Source organism: Acinetobacter brisouii CIP 110357, from assembly GCF_000488275.1.
Classification (GTDB): domain Bacteria; phylum Pseudomonadota; class Gammaproteobacteria; order Pseudomonadales; family Moraxellaceae; genus Acinetobacter; species Acinetobacter brisouii.
On record NZ_KI530762.1, the window covers coordinates 833520 to 851461 of the forward strand.

Genomic DNA, 17942 nt, shown 5'->3' on the forward strand with positions numbered 1-17942 from the left:
AGCCTAGTATTCGTCCAAAGGTAACTGATAACTTTGCTTAATAATCTGGCTGGGTAAATCGGTTTTCACACTGGTAATACCATTTTTTTTGGTCAAATGACTGGACTGAAACTTGCGGTAACTTTCCAGATCAGGAACCACCACTTTGAGCATGGCATCACATTCACCCAAGATGATGTAACACTCCATGACTTGCGGCAACTCTTTCATGGCTTCAATAAAACAGTCAATAGTTTCTGCATCCTGACCAATCAGCCAAATCCGAGAAAATAAAATCAAAGAGAAACCGACCTTTTGTGGGTCAACCAAAGTGGTATAACTCTGAATCACGCCTGCTTCTTCGAGAAGTTTTACACGCCGTAAACAAGATGAGGGAGATAGTCCCACTTGCTTGGCCAGATCGTTGTTTTGAATTCGTCCATTCTGTTGTAAATGAAGAATAATATTTTTGTCGATACGATCAAGTTTTATTGATATAGACTTGTTTATTTGTTTCATAAATTAGAATTAAATTCGAAAAAATATTTAAATTATAGAATATTTGCAATCCTATTTGATTGGTTTTTTTGGACAATATAGAGACTTTATTTTGTTGTTTTAAAGGCAAAAGCGATGTCTGACTTTACATTATTTGCACTCACCATCATTCCGCTGGTCTTAACGCCAGGGCCCGATATGTTATTTGTACTTTCACAGGCGATGGGTAAAGATTTTAAGTCAGGCATGATGGCAACTTTTGGCGTGTGTTCTGGCTATCTGGTGCATTCGGTCCTGGTTGCCCTGGGAATTTCCGCGATTATCGTGTCCTATCCGATGCTATTTAATGCAATTCGATTTTTTGGGGTTGCGTATTTGGTGTACCTTTCAATTCAGTTATTTCGTTCAGCATTTCAAAGTAAAGGTATTCGGTTATCAGCGGCACAGACTCATAACCCCATTCGCAAAGGTTTTGTAACTTCATTGCTTAACCCCAAAGTCATGCTGATTTATTTTGCGATCTTGCCGCAATTTATGCACAGCAAAGGCAACCCTGTAGTTGAAGGCTTGCTCTTGTCTTTAATTTTTATAAGCTCATGTATTATCGTATATTTAGTGTTGTCATTTATTGCGGTCAAAGTGACAGAGAAAGCAGGTTTTGATCAGCGTAAACAAAAATGGGTCGATGCCACCTCTGCGAGCATGATTATGCTGGCGGCTACATGGCTCATGGCTCACTAAATTAAAAACGTTTTTCTGCCAGCATATTGCTGGCTTTTTTATATTTGTGAATATCGTATTTATGACAATATCGTCGAGATTATTTTTTGCTCAACTTATCAGTAGATGTGGGTATTTCTGATGTTGATCATGAGGAAAATTGATGATTTTGATAAAAATGACCTATGAGTTTAATTTTTTAAATCATTGTTTTTTATCTTAAAAATTAATATAAACTCAGGTAGAATATGTCGCGTAAAGCTTTTCTTTGAACTGGCCAATTCACGTTTTTAACATAATTTCAGTCTCTGTTGAGAAATTGTGACTTGACCGAAATGCCAAACGCATTGCAAGATAGGCAACGAAACGAATTTTTGAAAAGTATCGCACTTTTCTTCTAGATCATTGGATACTACAGCCGAGGAATACATGAAGGCTCTTGTTGCTGTCAAACGTGTGGTCGATGCCAACGTTAAAGTTCGCGTTAAGCCGGACAATAGTGGTGTTGATTTAACCAACGTAAAAATGTCAATTAACCCATTTTGTGAAATCGCAGTTGAAGAAGCGGTTCGCTTAAAAGAAAAAGGCATTGTTTCTGAAATCGTAGTGGTTTCAGTGGGTGCAAAAGAAGCTCAGGAACAAATTCGTTCTTCTATGGCACTTGGTGCTGACCGTGGCATCTTGGTTGAAACAGCCGATGAGCTAGGTGCTTTAGAAGTTGCGAAAATCCTGAAAGGTGTTGTTGCACAAGAACAACCACAATTGATTCTTTTGGGTAAACAAGCCATTGATGATGACTCTAACCAAGTTGGTCAAATGTTGGCAGCACTTTTAGGTGTAGGTCAGGCTACATTTGCATCTGAAGTGAAAGTTGAAGGTGAAAAAGTTCAAGTTACCCGTGAAATTGACGGTGGTTTACAAACAATCGAACTGAACTTGCCTGCAATCATTACCACTGACTTGCGTTTGAATGAACCGCGTTATGCGGCTTTGCCGAACATTATGAAAGCACGTAAAAAACCGCTGGATACAAAATCTCCTGCGGACTATGGCGTAGCTACAGGTAGCAAACTGAAAACTTTAAAAGTTGAAGCACCAGCAGAACGTCAAGCGGGCGTACAAGTGAAATCTGTAGATGAGCTTGTTGATAAACTTAAAAATGAAGCGAAAGTGATCTAAAAGGCAGGGATAACATCATGAGTATTTTAGTCATCGCTGAGCACGACAACCAAACTTTAAATGGCGCAACTTTAAACGTTGTTGCAGCAGCGCAAAAAATTGGTGGCGACATCACTGTTCTTGTAGCAGGTTCAGGTGCACAAGCTGTTGCTGATGCAGCAGCAAAAGTTGCAGGCGTTAGCAAAGTTCTACTTGCTGACAATGCAGTTTATGCCAACCAACTAGCAGAAAACGTTGCCGGATTAATTGCTGATTTGGGTAAAGGCTATAGCCACATTTTGGCAGCAGCAACCACAACGGGTAAAAACATTTTGCCACGCGCTGCAGCTTTGCTGGATGTGAGCATGGTGAGTGATGTCATTGCGGTTGAATCAGCAAATACCTTCAAACGCCCAATTTATGCAGGCAATGCAATTGCGACTGTACAATCAGAAGAAGCAATCATTGTTGCGACTGTACGTACTACAGCTTTTGATGCGGTTGCAGCAGAAGGTGGTGCAGCAGCTGTTGAAGCAGTGAGCGAAGCTAAAGATGCAGGCGTATCAAAATTCGTTTCAGAAGAAATCGTAAAAACTGAACGTCCAGAGCTTTCAGCTGCACGTATCGTGGTATCTGGTGGTCGCGGTGTGGGTTCGGGTGAAAACTACCACAAAGTCCTTGATCCATTGGCAGACAAACTGGGTGCAGCGCAAGGTGCATCTCGTGCTGCTGTTGACGCAGGCTTCGTACCAAACGACATGCAAGTGGGTCAAACAGGTAAGATTGTTGCACCAGATTTGTATATCGCGGTTGGTATCTCTGGTGCGATTCAGCACTTGGCAGGTATGAAAGATTCTAAAGTGATCGTTGCGATCAACAAGGATGAAGAAGCACCAATCAATGCGGTTGCAGACTACTGGTTAGTGGGTGATTTGAATGAAGTTGTACCTGAACTGGTATCTAAGCTTTAATTGAGTCATTTAAAAAAAAACTCTGCTTCGTGCAGAGTTTTTTTATACTTAAAATTTGTGTTTGAGCAATTTTCCTTGAAGTTAAAAATTACAAATATATTCAGAGAAAAATCTCAATTTGGGCTCGAAGAATCCTTCCAAATTGGGCGAATTGGATAAAAAAAACATTATCAAAAAAATACTCAAAAGTATGTGTAAAAAATCAGCAAAAATCAGAGGAATTTTATAAGAGAAATGTGATTCTATGGGCTTGGAGCACCACAAAACACAGGCGAATATGCTAAAATATCGCGTTATGTTTTTCAGTTTTAGTGATAATTTTTTCACTAATTTTTCTGAATTTTTTCAAGTTTTTTGGCTGCTTATCGATGATAAATGGTCAATATAATAAGGAGTATGCATGAGCGTATCGGAAATCCGACCGATTGCCATTGAGGATGAACTCAAGCACTCGTATCTTGATTATGCCATGAGTGTGATTGTCTCTCGTGCATTGCCAGATGTGAGAGATGGTCTCAAACCTGTTCATCGTCGTGTGCTATATGCGATGCATGAGTTGGGCAATGATTATAACAAGGCCTATAAAAAATCTGCCCGTGTAGTTGGTGATGTGATCGGTAAATATCACCCGCATGGCGACTCTGCGGTGTATGAAACCATCGTACGTATGGCACAAGATTTTAGCTTGCGTTATCAGTTGGTCGATGGTCAAGGTAACTTTGGTTCAATCGATGGCGATAGCGCTGCTGCAATGCGTTATACCGAAGTGCGTATGACCAAGCTTGCTCATGAGCTTCTGGCCGATCTTGAAAAAGACACGGTCGATTGGGAAGATAACTACGACGGCTCTGAGCGTATTCCTCAAGTTTTACCTACACGTGTTCCAAATTTACTGATCAATGGTGCTGCGGGTATTGCAGTCGGTATGGCGACCAACATGGCGCCGCATAATATGACCGAAGTGATTCACGCCTGCCTTGCTTATGCAGATAATCCAAATATCTCTATTGAGGGTTTGATGGATCATATCAGTGGTCCAGATTTCCCAACAGGCGGCATTATTTACGGTAAATCAGGCATCGTCGATGCTTACCGTACAGGTAAAGGTCGTTTGCACATTCGTGGTAAGTATCATTTTGAAGAAGATGAGAAAACAAACCGTACCACGATCGTCTTTACTGAGATTCCATATCAGGTCAACAAAGCGAGAGTCATTGAGCGTATTGCTGAGCTGGTCAAAGAAAAGAAACTTGAAGGAATTTCAGAGCTGCGCGATGAGTCTGATAAAGACGGTATGCGTATTGCGATTGACTTAAAGCGTGGTGAAAATGCTGAAGTCGTGGTCAATAACCTGTTCCTGAATACACAGCTTGAAAATTCGTTCAGCATTAACATGGTTTGTCTCGACAATGGTCAACCAAAGTTAATGAATCTGAAAGATATCATTGCTGCGTTTATTCGTCACCGTCAGGAAGTCGTAACACGTCGTACTATGTTCGAATTGCGTAAAGCACGTGAACGTGGGCACATTTTGGAAGGCTTGACGGTTGCATTGGCGAATATCGATGCCATCATTGAAGCGATTAAAACTTCAGCGAACCCAGCAGAAGCACGTGAACGCCTACAAGCAGGCGAGTGGGCTGCGGGTGGTGTAGTGAGCTTGCTGGAAAAAGCAGGCGCGATTTCAGTTCGTCCAGATGAAATTGAGGGTGAAGATCCAAACCGTCCATTTGGTTTGATTGATCAGCGTTACCGTTTGTCGCCAACTCAAGTTAGCGCAATTTTAGAGTTGCGCTTACATCGTTTAACAGGTCTAGAACAAGATAAACTTCATGCAGAGTATAGTGAGATTTTATCTCAGATTGCTGAATTTACAGCTATTTTGAATGATTTTAACTTGTTGATGAATGTTATTCGTGAAGAATTAGCACTGATTTTGCAACAATATGGCGATGCTCGTCGTACAGAAATTGTGGAATCTCGCGTTGATTTCTGCCGTGAAGATCTTATTCCAGAAGAGCAAGTCGTACTCACCGTTTCTAAAACGGGTTATGCAAAAACGCAGCCACTCTCTGACTATGCGGCTCAACGCCGTGGTGGTCGTGGTAAATCTGCAACCAGCATGAAAGAAGATGACTATATTCAACATCTGATTGTAGCGTCTAACCATGCAACAGTACTGTGCTTTACCAATGTGGGTAAAGTTTATCGTCTGAGAGTATTTGAAGTTCCACAAGCTTCACGTGGGGCGAAAGGTCGTCCGATGGTTAACTTGCTACCACTTGATGCCAATGAGACGATTACCGCAATTCTTCCGTTGACCGAGTTCCCAGAAGACCACTATGTATTCATGGCAACAGCATCGGGTACAGTAAAACGTGTGGAATTGGCGCAATTTGCAAACATTCGTGCTAATGGTTTGCGTGCAATTGAGCTTAATGAAGAAGATACCTTGATTGGCGTTGCGATTACTGATGGTAATCAGCAAATTATGCTGTTCTCAAATGAAGGTAAAGCCATTCGTTTTGCTGAAACTGATGTGCGGGCAATGGGGCGTACTGCAAAAGGTGTACGTGGTATGCGAGTTGCTCTTGCTGCAACTGCACTTGAGGTGGATGACACTGAAACCGAAAATGATGATACGGATGATACTGAAGACAGCGCAGATTTGAATGTGATCAGCCGCATTGTATCGTTAGTCGTTGTCCCTGAAACAGGTGAAGTGCTGTGTGCGAGTGCAAACGGTTATGGTAAACGTACACCAGTCGATGACTTCCCGACCAAAAAACGTGGTGGTAAAGGCGTTATTGCGATTAAAACTTCTGAGCGTAATGGTGAGTTGGTCGGTGCAGTTGCGATTGATGAAACCAAAGAGCTCATGTTGATCTCCGATGGTGGTACTTTAGTGCGTACTCGTGCGTCTGAAGTGGCAACTACAGGGCGAAATGCACAAGGTGTTCGTCTGATTCGTTTGGGTGAAAATGAAACACTGGTTGGTGTTGAAGCTATTGATGCCGTTGAGGAAGATGAAATTGAACTCGACATCAGTGAAGTGAATGAATCTGTTGAAACTGAAGAAGTAGACAATACAGAAGAATAAATCCAGATCTGCCTCATTCTGAAATAGGTGGTACTTATTTTCAGAATGAGGTCTACAGGTCAAAATAAAAGAGGAAGCCTAGGCTTCCTCTTTTTTGTTATTGATTAAATATAAACACGTCATAATTACGTTGATGCAATACTTTAACCTGAGGGTCAGGAGATTTAAACTCACCTGGGCGACTAATCACAATCAAAGGCTGTTTGTTTTTCAAAGCCTGCTCAAAGGTCGCATCGTTCCATAAATTGCGTTTTAACTCGGGTTCAAATAATAAGCCATCTTTGATTTCTACAGCCGAATTATCTCCCCCAACAGCATCCCAGTTATTTACCAAATATATAGGTGATTTCCAATCCAGTAAAAATGGCACATCATAAAAGTAGTAGCGATAGAACACTAGCTGCGTATTACCATGTAGATATTGCTGAAATTGTAACTGGTCAGAATTGGTTTTCGTATCGAACAATCGAACTGCAAAAGGAACACTTGAACATAGCACCAGCAGACTAAGTACTGTCGCTTGTAAAAAAGAGATCTTTTTAGCTTTATAACAGGCCAGAAACACCCATGGGCTAGCTGTTAAAATTGCGCCGAGCAGAGAAATAAGACCAATACGCTGAAAATAAAAATCATGATTAGTTTTCATGACATGTGGTGTAATCAATATAGCGAGTCCCATTAAGGATACAAAAATTGAAACACCAAAAATCTGTAATTTATTTTTAGGTAAGGTTAGTGTCTGCTGCACCCATGCTGTGATGAGAATCGTCAGTGGGGCAACGACAGGTAAAATATAACCTGCTAATTTTGATGGCGGAATTGAAAAAAAGATCGTGACAGAAACGAACCACCAGAGCAGTAAAGCAAGAATTGGCGATGGAACGACAGTACGAATATGTTGTTTCGCGCCTTTAAAGCCTGTCACGAGTAACCAAGGTAAGAAACTGATCAATAAGATGACCAAATAAAAAAACCAAGGTTGTTTATTATTGAATCCTGACGAGCTAAAGCGGCTAAATTGTTGGTCAATAAAGAAATAGTTTAAAAAATTTGAATAATGGTGTTGCGCAAAATACAGCCATGGACCGACTAGACAAATAAAGAGCAAAATGCCCAGTGGATTCAGTAAAGATGGGATTTTTCTCCATTCTTTACAATAAATCACCCATGGCAAAATCACCATTCCTGGAACCAATACACCAATTAGTCCTTTACTCAAAAAGCCGCCAGCACAGGCAACATAGCCTAGGAATAAAATCGATTTTTTCCCAGACAAAGTAAAATCTGCAAAACAGAAAACGGTCAGTGTCATCCATGTTGCAACCAGTAAATCGTGGTTCACATACTGACTGCTGCCAAAAAACAGTAAGCTGGTTGCTAGAATTAGTGCACTGAGCTGGGCAACACGCTCATTGATATATTTGCGAACAAAGAAAAATAGACTGACTAACATTAAAGTGCCAGCAAGTACAGGCACTAAGCGTAATACCCATAAATGCACACCAAAAATTTCCATCAAACCTGAACTGATCCAGTGCAAGAGAGGAGGTTTATGCATAAATGGAAAGCCATTGATACGTGGTGTGAGCCAGTCGCCAGTTTCAAACATGGCCCGGCTGATATCTCCATAACGTCCTTCATCAGGTACTGACATTGGTCTGATGACGGAAGTGATGAATAGCCAGATCGGTAGCAAAATCAGTAATAATTTAGATGATCTAAGTAAAGGTTGCATAACATAGCCTCAATGCTGGAATGCAAAAAATCGGTTCAATAAAAAGGTAAAAATTGCAGTAAGAAAAATCGCAATAATGACCAAAATGGATAGTGAAATATTTAGATAGTGATGTGAAATAAGCAATAAACTTTCATTGAATCCAAAACCTAAAGTTGCAACGACAAAAAATTTAGGTAAGGTTTGCCGATGTGAAAGCTGCTGAGCTTGAAATGTAAAATGTCGATGCCCAAAGTAACTTACCCAAAAAGCAAGACAAAAAGCAATGAGATTGGCATACGCTAAAGCGATATGCATTTGCTCAAACAGTAGAATCACAATAGCGTAATGCGTCAATGCCGCAAGCACACCAATGATCCCAAAGCGAGCAAATGTAAGAACATGAGCAAGCATTAGGAGGTCTTATTATCAGATGTTGATGATGAATTTTTAGCTTTAGAGTATTCTGCAGCAACAATATATTTAGGACGATTTTTAACTTCAGTATAAATACGTCCGATATATTCTCCAAGAATACCAATAAATAGTAACTGAATTCCACCAAGCAATGTCATGCCAGCAACAAGCGTTGCCCAACCTGGAACACTACTACCTTCGATGAGTGTTTTAAGAATTATCCAGAAACCATATGCCATCGCCATAAATGCGAGCAATGCGCCCAGATAAGTACTGACTCTTAACGGTAAATCTGAAAAGCCCGTTAATCCAGAAATGGCAAGGTTAAACAGGGATTTGAAATTGAAACTTGATGTCCCGTGCTGACGTTCTTGTTCAGAAAATTGTAGTCCAATACTTTTAAAACCCACCCACGCGTACAAACCTTTCATATAGCGGTTTTTTTCAGGTAAGTTTTGAATGGCTTTAACTACTTTTTCATCAATTAAACGGAAATCTCCTGCATTTTCAGGGATTTCAACGGAAGTACTAAAACTCATTAATTTATAATAAGCATGGGTGAAAACGCGTTTGAGCCAAGATTCGGTATTACGGCTGCGAATACCATAGACCATGTCATAGCCATTACGCCATAAATTGAGCATGGTTGGGATTTCATCAATCGGGTGCTGAAAATCGGCATCAATCAATAATGCAATATCTCCTGTAACATGATCTAAACCTGCACTGAGTGCAGCTTCTTTACCAAAATTACGAGAGAGTTCCAATACACGCAGAGGGTAATTCTCAACTAAACTGTATAAAACATCTAAGGTGTTATCTTTACTACCATCATCAATCACAATGATTTCATAACCAGCAAGATCTAACTGGTCTAATTTGGCAGCCAAAGCTGGAATAAACTGGGGTAAATTTCCTGCTTCGTTATAAGCAGGAATCACACAAGATAGAAATGGATTGGTTCTCATGCGTTTACTCCGATACGTGAAAGAGTAATTTGATAATTCTGACAGTCAATTGCAAATTGTTCAGATGCTAAATACCGATATTCTTGTAGCCGTGCTATTGTAATTGGATCAGTATTTTTTATTAAATCCTGCGCAGGATGACACATAATCAAAAGATTGTCTTGCGCTTGGCTTAACCATTTTTGGTTCAGATGAGCATAATCAATTTGCTGAAAATCATAAATTCCAGCAAAAAATTGATTTTGTTTAAAGTTATTTTGCATACATAAGTGATTAAGGGTTGCTGAACCTAATTGCATGAGCATATATGTTTTAAACTGATAGGGTGAAACTACAAGAGTATGCCGGAGATTTCTTACCCAGCCTTTAAAATTCTGTTCTTTTAAAAACTCTATCAGTACTTCACGAATCACTGGAAACTGATGAACATGTTGATGCCCATCAATAAAGTCAGGTGCTTGCCCCAACGCTTCGATAAAAGCATTCCATTGCTCGGTGATGCTATCGCGAATCTGTTGACGGTCAAGTAATCGAAGCCATGCTTTAACCATGAGTGTATTTAAGGGAAAAGCGACAGTCTTGTCATCAAAAGCATGGGTAAAATTGAGGTGTAACCCTAAATCCGCCTGAGCAGCATAAGGTTTTAATTGCTGTGCCGCTTGTGACCAGTCAGGTGATTGGGTCATGCAAGATGTCGCGTGCAGCCGCTGTTGTGCAATCAGCTCAATGATTGCCGTAGAAATACTTGGATGTAAAGCAAAATCATCGGCGCAGTAGCAGACATGTGTCATTTTAGACACTCGCTTGCATTATTATAAATCATATCAAATATCTACAAAATAAAAGATGCGTCTAATATGCTCAGTATCCCTTAAGAACAACTTAAGTGTAAACTGGAGAAAATGTTGTTACAGAGTAAAAAGTGATTTAATCAATGAGCTTAGACGATCTAAATACATTGCAAATCCGAGCTGTTTTAGTCCCATTCTAAAGTCATGTAACCTTAGAATGGGGAAGATGAATTATTGAGACAGTACAATTTTCTTTAAAACGTCAACCAAAACATTAAATTCATTGTGTAATGGTGTGCTTTTACGGGTAACTAACGCGATAGTGCGTACAGGTGCCGCCTCAATATGTTTGACTTGCAAATCCGCATGGTATTGTAACATCGGGCGTTGTAAGGCAATTTCAGGCAATAAGGTATAGCCTAAGTTTGACGATACCATTTCAACTAAAGTTGGAAGAGAGCTGGCTTTTAATCGGTGATCATTTTTACGCTCGCCAATTGGGCAGGCACTTAAGACGTGATCGCGTAGACAATGACCTTCCTCAAGTAACATCAAGCGAGAGAGATCAAGATCATCAAGGTTACTCGCGCGGATACATTGCTGATCTGCTTTATGATGTACCAAGACCAGATTTTCTTTGGCAATCTCGGCAACTTTGAGTCCACGTGTGTCAAATGGCAGGGCCAAGACAATCATGTCCAGATTACCATGTTCCAGTTTTTCAACAATCTTTTCACTTTGAGCTTCATGCAGATGTAACTGGATTTTAGGTAAATAATGATGCACTTCATCAAGCAACTGCGTCAAAATGAAAGGAGCAATGGTTGGAATAATCCCTAAATGTAAATCGCCAGTGAGTGGTTCACTCATTTCCCGGCTGAGCCGCATGAGATCTTGAGCATCTGCAAGTAAAACCCGAGCCCGCGCAACCACTTGTTCCCCTAAAGGTGTTAAACGTACATTTTGGCGATCGCGTTCAACCAAAACACCACCAAGTAAACGTTCTAACTCCATAATGCCGCCAGATAAAGTCGACTGGGTTACAAAAGAGCGACGTGCTGCCTCGGTAAAATGCAATGTTTCAGACAGTGTTACTAAATAAGAAAGCTGTCTTAAAGAGGGTAATGCAGCCATAGTGTCCTGATACTTTTAAGGTTTAAAGTGATGTGCGAATAAACCACTCAATTGAGGGATAAAATGTGGTGGAATATCATGCCCCATTCCGGCAATTAATTCAAATTTTGCTGCTTTAATTGCTTTTGCAACAACCCGACCATGTTTAGGTGGTAATAATCGGTCACTTGCACCATGAATGACTAACGTAGGTTGTTGAATTTGTTGATCCCACTTGAGTAATGATCCTGTACATAAGATCGCCAGTAATTGATGCAATACACCATTTGGGTAGTAACTGCGAAAATAAGCTTTACGTGCAAATAGTCGGATTTCTTCGACATTAATATAATTGGGTGACCCAATAATCTTGTAAAGCTGTACATTCTGCCGAATGATTTCATCTTCTTGTGTTGGGCGTTTGCTGATCATCAGTTTAAGCTGCTTGATACCAGGTGCGGGTAGCAGTGGCTGATTGTTACTGGTGAACAGTAACCCTAGCTTACTAATTTTTTCTGGATATTTTGCTGCCACAATCTGGGCAATCATGCCACCCATTGAAGCTCCAATCAGGTTACATTGACTAATGTCCAGTTTATCGAGCAGTAAGCCAACATCATCGGCCATATCTTCCAGAGTATATGGCGCACCATGATTTTTAAGTCCAACACTAAAACGTGCCATCATGCTGAGTAAATGATGGGAGTTTTGCGGCTCTGTGGTAATTTTGCTAGATAAACCAATATCTCGGTTATCAAAGCGAATGACACAGAAACCTTGATCAATCAGTGATTTGCAAAAAAAATCTGGCCAAAGAATCAGTTGCCCACCTAAACCCATAATCAGCAAAATACATGGATGCTCGGGGTTGCCACCCATTTCAATATGCAATTGTATGCCATTGCCGAGATCAACTTGTGCCTCACGCATATACTTACTATATGGTGATGGGCTAAACACAATATTTTGATTCATTGTGAGCATCCATGAAGTGTGATTATGCTTGTGGTGGAATTAAATCAGGCACCAGTTTGGTCAACGCTAAACGCTGTTTGGCTGCTGTTGCGCCAAGCAGTACAAAGCCACGAATGGTTCCTTCACTATCGACAGCTTTAGATAACATGCCATCTTCAAAATGTTCAGTTTCCCAATTCACATCGACATTATGTGGTACTGGCAATACAGTGAGTGGAGCAGCAGGTGTTTTAACCGCAACTGGCATAGCAGGGTAGTGAACATGAGTGTGTTGACCTACCAAAGTTTTTGCCAACGCACGTGCTTGTTGCATAATTGGCATCACGTATGGCAATAAAAGTCCATTCACTTCGGCACAGTCACCGACAGCATAAATATCGGGCTGATTGGTTTCCATTAGACTATTGGTCAGAATTCCGCGACTGGTTTCAATCTTGGCATGCTTGGCAATATCAATATTCGGCTGTAAGCCCACCGCACATAACACGAGATCTGCTGCAAGGCTATGACCATTTTCGAGTGTCACGACGTAATGTCGCTTAACTTTACTAATTTTCTCAACGGTTGTGCCAAGAATAAACTTAATACCACTCTCGTGCAGTTTCTTTTGAAATTCTTCAGCAACATATTGTGGCAATAGACGACCAAGCGGTTGTGGTGCTAAATCAATAACAGTTGTTTGATAGCCTGTGTGCTGTAAATCATTGGCAAATTCACAGCCAATTAGCCCAGCGCCTAAAATGGCAATCCGTTTATCTTGTTTTTGATCTAGCTGCTCGCGAAATGCGCGGTAATCGGTGAGTGAATTCACAACATGAATATCATCACTACCATCGCCAGAAATCGCTAAACGAATTGGATTTGCTCCCACAGCTAAAATGAGTTTGCTGTAACCCAGTTCGACAGTTTGTTGATTCTGCACATAGCTTAACTGGTGCTTTTCAGCATCAATATGATTGACCCAAGCATGTGTTTCAATGCGCATGTTGAGTTGCTCAGCCATTTTGGTTGCATCTGCAAGTGCGATCTGAGCAGGCTGTTTATTGCCTGCCAAGGCATTTGATAATGTTGGCTTGGCATAACTTGCTGCATCATCAGCACAGATCATGATCAGTTCTTGTTCTTTGTTTAATTTTCGGTATTCACGTGCCAGGGTATAACCCGCCATACCCGAACCCACAATCACAATAGGCTGCATAATATTCTCCAAAATGTTTTTCTTAAGTAAAAAGACCATGTTCAAACATGGTCTTGAGCGGTTTTATACTTCAATCATTTCAAAATCTGCTTTGGATACTCCACAGTCTGGGCAGGTCCAGTCATTGGGTACATCTTCCCATTTTGTCCCAGGAGCAATGCCATCTTCTGGCCAGCCCGTTGCTTCGTCGTAAATCCATCCACAAACGATGCATTGATATTTTTTCATGAGTATCTCCAAAATGCTGATGGGTAACCAAAAAATGCCTGTCAGCAGTACTGTTATAAGGGGAAGCCTGATCATTGTAGTTTACAGGTTCTTATCTTGAAATTTTTACCTTGTTGTACTGTAAAGTAAAGAAATTCTTGGAAGATTACGTCTTAAAAAAGAAGTAATAATAAGATGAAGCTCATATTTTTTATGTCTTAGACTAAGGTGGTAATGCAAAAAAAATAAAAATGCATAGAATATTATCGGGATTTTATTCATGTAAAAATAAATTTAATTATAAATCAATAACTTATATTTGTTTTTAGGCTAAAAAACGTTAATTGAATAAAAAATAATAGTTTTTTTTAGTTTAATTGGTTAAAATTAGCTCAAATCGATAGCTTAATATTCTCCTGCCATGAACTTTGCTCAAACTTTTTGGTCTCATATTCGTACCATTCCAGATTTCCCAAAAACCGGGATTTGTTTTTATGATTTGACACCGTTGTTGGTGAATCAAATTGAAGCATTGTCCGATGCTTTGGTTGCAAGTATCCCAGCAGACAAAATAGAAGCTGTAGACAGCTTTGTTGCTGTAGAAGCGCGTGGGTTTGTGTTGGCAAGTTTCTTGGCACAACGTTTAAACAAAGGTTTAATTTTAGTGCGTAAAGCAGGAAAATTACCGCCGCCAGTTGTGGGTGTGGGTTACAGCTTGGAATATGGTTTAGACAAACTTGAAATGTCAGCTGATGTTCAGCCAAACCAAAACGTGATTTTGGTTGATGATATTTTGGCAACAGGTGGTACATTAAAGGCAGTTCAAACATTAGCAAACAAATGCCAGCTCAATGTTTTGGGTGCAACAATTCTGTTGGACTTAGACACTGCACATAAAGATATTGGTTTGGATGTTTGGTCGGTTGTTCGTGAAAGCGAAAAACCACAGCAAGAAGAAGCTGTTGCGTAAGCACTAAAACAGAATTCAAAAAATGCCGATCTTAGATCGGCATTTTTTATTTTGGTGATGGCTGAAAATTTTGCTCAAATTGCTGAACGAGCAAATTAATGTTTTCTGGGTGTTCAAGTCGATGATAGCCACCTGTATAGGTGTGTACAATCATGAAACGCTCTAAAATTTGTTGTGTTTGATACATGTTGAGCATTTCATCCCCCAATTCTAAATAGGCAAACTGCGGGATGTCATGATCTAAGTCTTTTTCTTCAATAGCAGGGTAATCATCACGAAATTTGGGTGCAAGACTTGGATTGGCCACAATTGCAGGCAAATGAAACTGATAAGACATTCTCAGTGTCCAATACCCTCCAACGCCATGTCCCACCAATAAATCTGGTTTAATTTTTTCAATAATGTTTTGGTAGAGCATTTCAACCGTTTGAAAACTTAAATTACGATAATCGACGTCTATACAAAATTTTTGTTTTGCTTGAATTGCATGGAATTTATTGGATTCCTTAGATGAATCCAATCCGTGCAGGAATAGAATTTTGGCATTATTCATCTTCATCGAGTTGGTTTCATCACAGGATAATGTAGAAAAGTCAGCTAGAAACATGCATTTGGTCTTAAAATGTTTGCGGTTTCTGCCATATTTTACGTTGCTTGAGTAGTTATGTGAGCTAGCGAAAGGTCTAAAAAGATTTTGTTTTAGACTAAAGTTGCATAACTGGGATGATTTTTTGAACCGATTTTCAAGAATTCTTTCGAAAAAAGCGCGAATTCTGCTATGCTATGGGACTTCATTTTTCAACTACTTTTTCGAGGCAGAGATGACGCAACACAACGCTCAATCGACTTCTGAACCCATTATTTCCGAAAACGATTTAATTGCACAGCGTCATGCCAAGTTAAAGCAAATCAAGGAAAGTGCTAAAGAGACAGGTACAAGCCCTTGGCCAAATACCTTTAAGCGTGAGCATTATGCTGGCGACTTACAAGAGCAGTTTAAAGATTTAGATAAAGCTGCGATTGAAGCGGGTGAACACGTTTATGTGAAAGTTGCAGGTCGTGTGATGTTGAACCGTGGTTCGTTCATCGTATTGCAAGACATGACAGGTCGTATTCAACTTTATGTAGACCGCAAAGGTTTGCCAGCAGACACTTTAAGTACCATTAAATCTTTGGATTTGGGTGATATTGTTGCGGCAAGTGGTTACATTGGCCGTTCAGGTAAAGGTGATTTGTATGTTCACTTGGAAGAATTTGAACTATTAACCAAATCTTTACGTCCGCTTCCAGACAAATTTCATGGTCTAAGTGATACTGAAGCGAAATATCGTAAGCGTTATCTTGATTTGATCGTCAATGAAGAAACACGCAAAACTTTCGAAATCCGTGCGCAAGTGGTTGCAGGTATTCGTAATTTCTTGGCAGCTCAGCGTTTTATGGAAGTTGAAACCCCAATGATGCATGTCATTCCTGGTGGTGCTTCAGCACGTCCATTTGTGACACATCACAATGCTCTGGACATGGATTTATATTTGCGTGTTGCGCCTGAGCTTTATTTGAAGCGCCTTGTAGTAGGTGGTTTTGAGCGCGTATTTGAGATTAACCGTAACTTCCGTAATGAAGGGGTTTCGACTCGTCATAACCCAGAATTCACGATGATTGAATTCTACCAAGCCTATGCTGACTATAAAGATTTGATGCAGTTGACTGAAAATATGCTAGAAAAACTAGCAATCGATATTTTAGGTTCAACTGACGTGCCATATGGTGATGAAGTTTATAGCTTCAAAGGCCCATTCAAAAAAATCTCAATGTTTGATGCGATTCTTGAGCACAACCCAACATTTACACCAGATCATGTCAATGATCGCGAATTCTTGGCAAACTTTGTGCGTGAAGAGTTGAAAGAACAAGTGAAACCAGGTTTCGGTTTGGGTAAATTGCAAACCATCGTATTTGAAGAGACTGTTGAAACTCAATTGCGTCAACCGACTTTCATCACTGAATATCCAGCAGAAACTTCTCCACTAGCGCGCCGTAATGATCATAATCCGCATATTACAGATCGTTTCGAGTTCTTTATTGGTGGTCGTGAGTTGGCAAATGGCTTTAGTGAGTTAAATGACCCGATTGACCAAGCTGAGCGTTTCCAGGCACAGGTTGCTGAAAAAGATGCAGGTGATGATGAAGCAATGCATTACGATGCGGACTTCATTGAAGCATTAGAATATGGTTTACCTCCAACAGCAGGTGAAGGGATTGGTATTGACCGTTTAGTGATGTTATTTGCGAATGCATCAAGTATTCGTGATGTGTTGTTATTCCCGCACATGCGCCGTAAAGATGCTTAATTTCAACTAATTTATTAGTTATAAAAATCCTCCTGCATATCAGGGGGATTTTTTATGCATGCTCATCAGGTTTTTTTGAAGATAGATCTGAAAAAGATTTTGCTTATTTATTTAGGAGGTAAAATAATTTTTATTTAATTTCATGATAGCTGTCTTAATAAAATCGGATTATTTTTTGATTGCAGGTTAATGGATTATTTACAGGTACGCACTTATTTATAGTAGAAAAGGGGCGAGAATTTAAAAATAGCTAATGCTTGTCAGCCCGATGCGACGTATAATTTACGGCTTATTTTTTGGAAAGATAAAATGAGCCTTCAGCAACAACTAATCTCCTTGAAACAGGTCGAGTTGGCAAAATCAGCCAATCAAGTCTTACAGCGTAGCAATAAAGCACAACGTCAGGAAAGTTACAAACAGGCTCTGCTTGAATTAAATCAGGCATTTGAAGATCACCTATTACAAGCGGTGATGTTGGCATTTGGTTTAAATGCAGGGCAAGCAAAAAAAGTACGCTATAAAAAAGACCGCGTGCGTGTATTCAAACAGCATGATATTGATTATACAGCGATAGATGGAGCTGAAACGGCACAAATTTTGTCTTGGATTGCACAAAGTATTGTGTATGAAGATGCGATTGTAACGCATGATCTGGACAATATTTTTCCATTCTGGAAAGAAGGTTTTCCAATGGTACAGTTTGATAATGCTTACACAATCTTGCTAGAAGATATTCAGATACATTATGAGATGGTTTTGGATGCTTTAATTGAGCTCCATGCCTGAAAAAAACCGCCTGCAATGAGGCGGTT

Annotated in this window: 17 protein-coding genes; 7 read left to right on the forward strand and 10 right to left on the reverse strand. The window is 40.0% G+C overall.

Features of this window, described 5'->3' with window-relative positions; all coding sequences use genetic code 11:
- Positions 1–3: 3 nt before the first annotated feature.
- The gene (locus P255_RS03865) at positions 4–498 is read right to left on the reverse strand and encodes an Lrp/AsnC family transcriptional regulator (protein WP_004903753.1); all 495 of its coding nucleotides are present in this window, start codon (positions 496–498) and stop codon (positions 4–6) included.
- A 114-nt stretch (positions 499–612) separates the two neighbouring features.
- On the opposite strand from P255_RS03865, the gene P255_RS03870 reads away from it, so the two are divergent.
- The 4 genes from P255_RS03870 to gyrA all read left to right on the forward strand — a co-directional run bounded on the left by P255_RS03870 (position 613) and on the right by gyrA (position 6426).
- Complete coding sequence (locus P255_RS03870) at positions 613–1218, forward strand: LysE family translocator (RefSeq protein WP_004903754.1); 606 nt, start codon at positions 613–615, stop codon at positions 1216–1218.
- 408 nt (positions 1219–1626) lie between these two features.
- Positions 1627–2376, forward strand: coding sequence for an electron transfer flavoprotein subunit beta/FixA family protein (locus P255_RS03875; RefSeq protein WP_004903756.1), 750 nt, complete (start codon positions 1627–1629; stop codon positions 2374–2376).
- Between the two features lie 17 nt (positions 2377–2393).
- Positions 2394–3326: an FAD-binding protein gene (locus P255_RS03880; protein WP_004903757.1), complete on the forward strand. Its 933-nt coding sequence runs from the start codon at positions 2394–2396 to the stop codon at positions 3324–3326.
- Positions 3327–3726: 400 nt separating this feature from the next.
- Positions 3727–6426, forward strand: a complete 2700-nt coding sequence (gene gyrA, locus P255_RS03885) for a DNA gyrase subunit A (protein ID WP_004903758.1) — start codon at positions 3727–3729, stop codon at positions 6424–6426.
- A 97-nt stretch (positions 6427–6523) separates the two neighbouring features.
- Here gyrA and P255_RS03890 read toward each other — a convergent pair whose 3' ends face one another.
- From P255_RS03890 to rubA, 8 genes are all read right to left on the reverse strand, one after another.
- The gene (locus P255_RS03890; protein WP_004903760.1) at positions 6524–8161 is read right to left on the reverse strand and encodes a glycosyltransferase family 39 protein; all 1638 of its coding nucleotides are present in this window, start codon (positions 8159–8161) and stop codon (positions 6524–6526) included.
- Between the two features lie 9 nt (positions 8162–8170).
- Positions 8171–8554 carry a GtrA family protein gene (locus P255_RS03895; RefSeq protein ID WP_004903762.1) on the reverse strand — a complete coding sequence of 128 codons (384 nt, stop codon included), beginning with the start codon at positions 8552–8554 and terminating at the stop codon, positions 8171–8173.
- A complete protein-coding gene (locus tag P255_RS03900; RefSeq protein ID WP_004903764.1) occupies positions 8554–9525 on the reverse strand; it encodes a glycosyltransferase family 2 protein in 972 nt (323 codons plus the stop codon). Before P255_RS03900 ends, P255_RS03895 begins: the two co-directional genes overlap by 1 nt.
- Entirely contained in the window at positions 9522–10316 is a 795-nt protein-coding gene (locus P255_RS03905; protein WP_004903766.1) for a ChbG/HpnK family deacetylase, read from the reverse strand. Before P255_RS03905 ends, P255_RS03900 begins: the two co-directional genes overlap by 4 nt.
- 231 nt (positions 10317–10547) lie before the next feature.
- Positions 10548–11450, reverse strand: coding sequence for a LysR family transcriptional regulator OxyR (gene oxyR, locus P255_RS03910; protein ID WP_004753318.1), 903 nt, complete (start codon positions 11448–11450; stop codon positions 10548–10550).
- A gap of 15 nt (positions 11451–11465) precedes the next feature.
- Positions 11466–12404, reverse strand: coding sequence for an alpha/beta fold hydrolase (locus P255_RS03915; protein ID WP_004903768.1), 939 nt, complete (start codon positions 12402–12404; stop codon positions 11466–11468).
- Between the two features lie 22 nt (positions 12405–12426).
- Entirely contained in the window at positions 12427–13602 is a 1176-nt protein-coding gene (locus P255_RS03920) for an NAD(P)/FAD-dependent oxidoreductase (RefSeq protein ID WP_004903770.1), read from the reverse strand.
- 63 nt (positions 13603–13665) lie between these two features.
- Positions 13666–13830 carry a rubredoxin RubA gene (gene rubA / locus P255_RS03925; RefSeq protein WP_004753313.1) on the reverse strand — a complete coding sequence of 55 codons (165 nt, stop codon included), beginning with the start codon at positions 13828–13830 and terminating at the stop codon, positions 13666–13668.
- A 400-nt stretch (positions 13831–14230) separates the two neighbouring features.
- Here rubA and P255_RS03930 point away from each other — a divergent pair, with 400 nt between their 5' ends.
- The gene (locus P255_RS03930; protein ID WP_004903772.1) at positions 14231–14779 is read left to right on the forward strand and encodes an adenine phosphoribosyltransferase; all 549 of its coding nucleotides are present in this window, start codon (positions 14231–14233) and stop codon (positions 14777–14779) included.
- Between the two features lie 46 nt (positions 14780–14825).
- Here the strand turns inward: P255_RS03930 and P255_RS03935 are convergent, their stop codons facing one another.
- Positions 14826–15338: a YqiA/YcfP family alpha/beta fold hydrolase gene (locus tag P255_RS03935; RefSeq protein ID WP_035365001.1), complete on the reverse strand. Its 513-nt coding sequence runs from the start codon at positions 15336–15338 to the stop codon at positions 14826–14828.
- 262 nt (positions 15339–15600) lie between these two features.
- Here P255_RS03935 and lysS point away from each other — a divergent pair, with 262 nt between their 5' ends.
- Both lysS and P255_RS03945 read left to right on the forward strand, forming a co-directional pair.
- Complete coding sequence (gene lysS, locus P255_RS03940) at positions 15601–17130, forward strand: lysine--tRNA ligase (RefSeq protein WP_004903775.1); 1530 nt, start codon at positions 15601–15603, stop codon at positions 17128–17130.
- A gap of 309 nt (positions 17131–17439) precedes the next feature.
- Positions 17440–17916, forward strand: a complete 477-nt coding sequence (locus P255_RS03945; protein ID WP_004903777.1) for a hypothetical protein — start codon at positions 17440–17442, stop codon at positions 17914–17916.
- Positions 17917–17942: the final 26 nt, after the last annotated feature.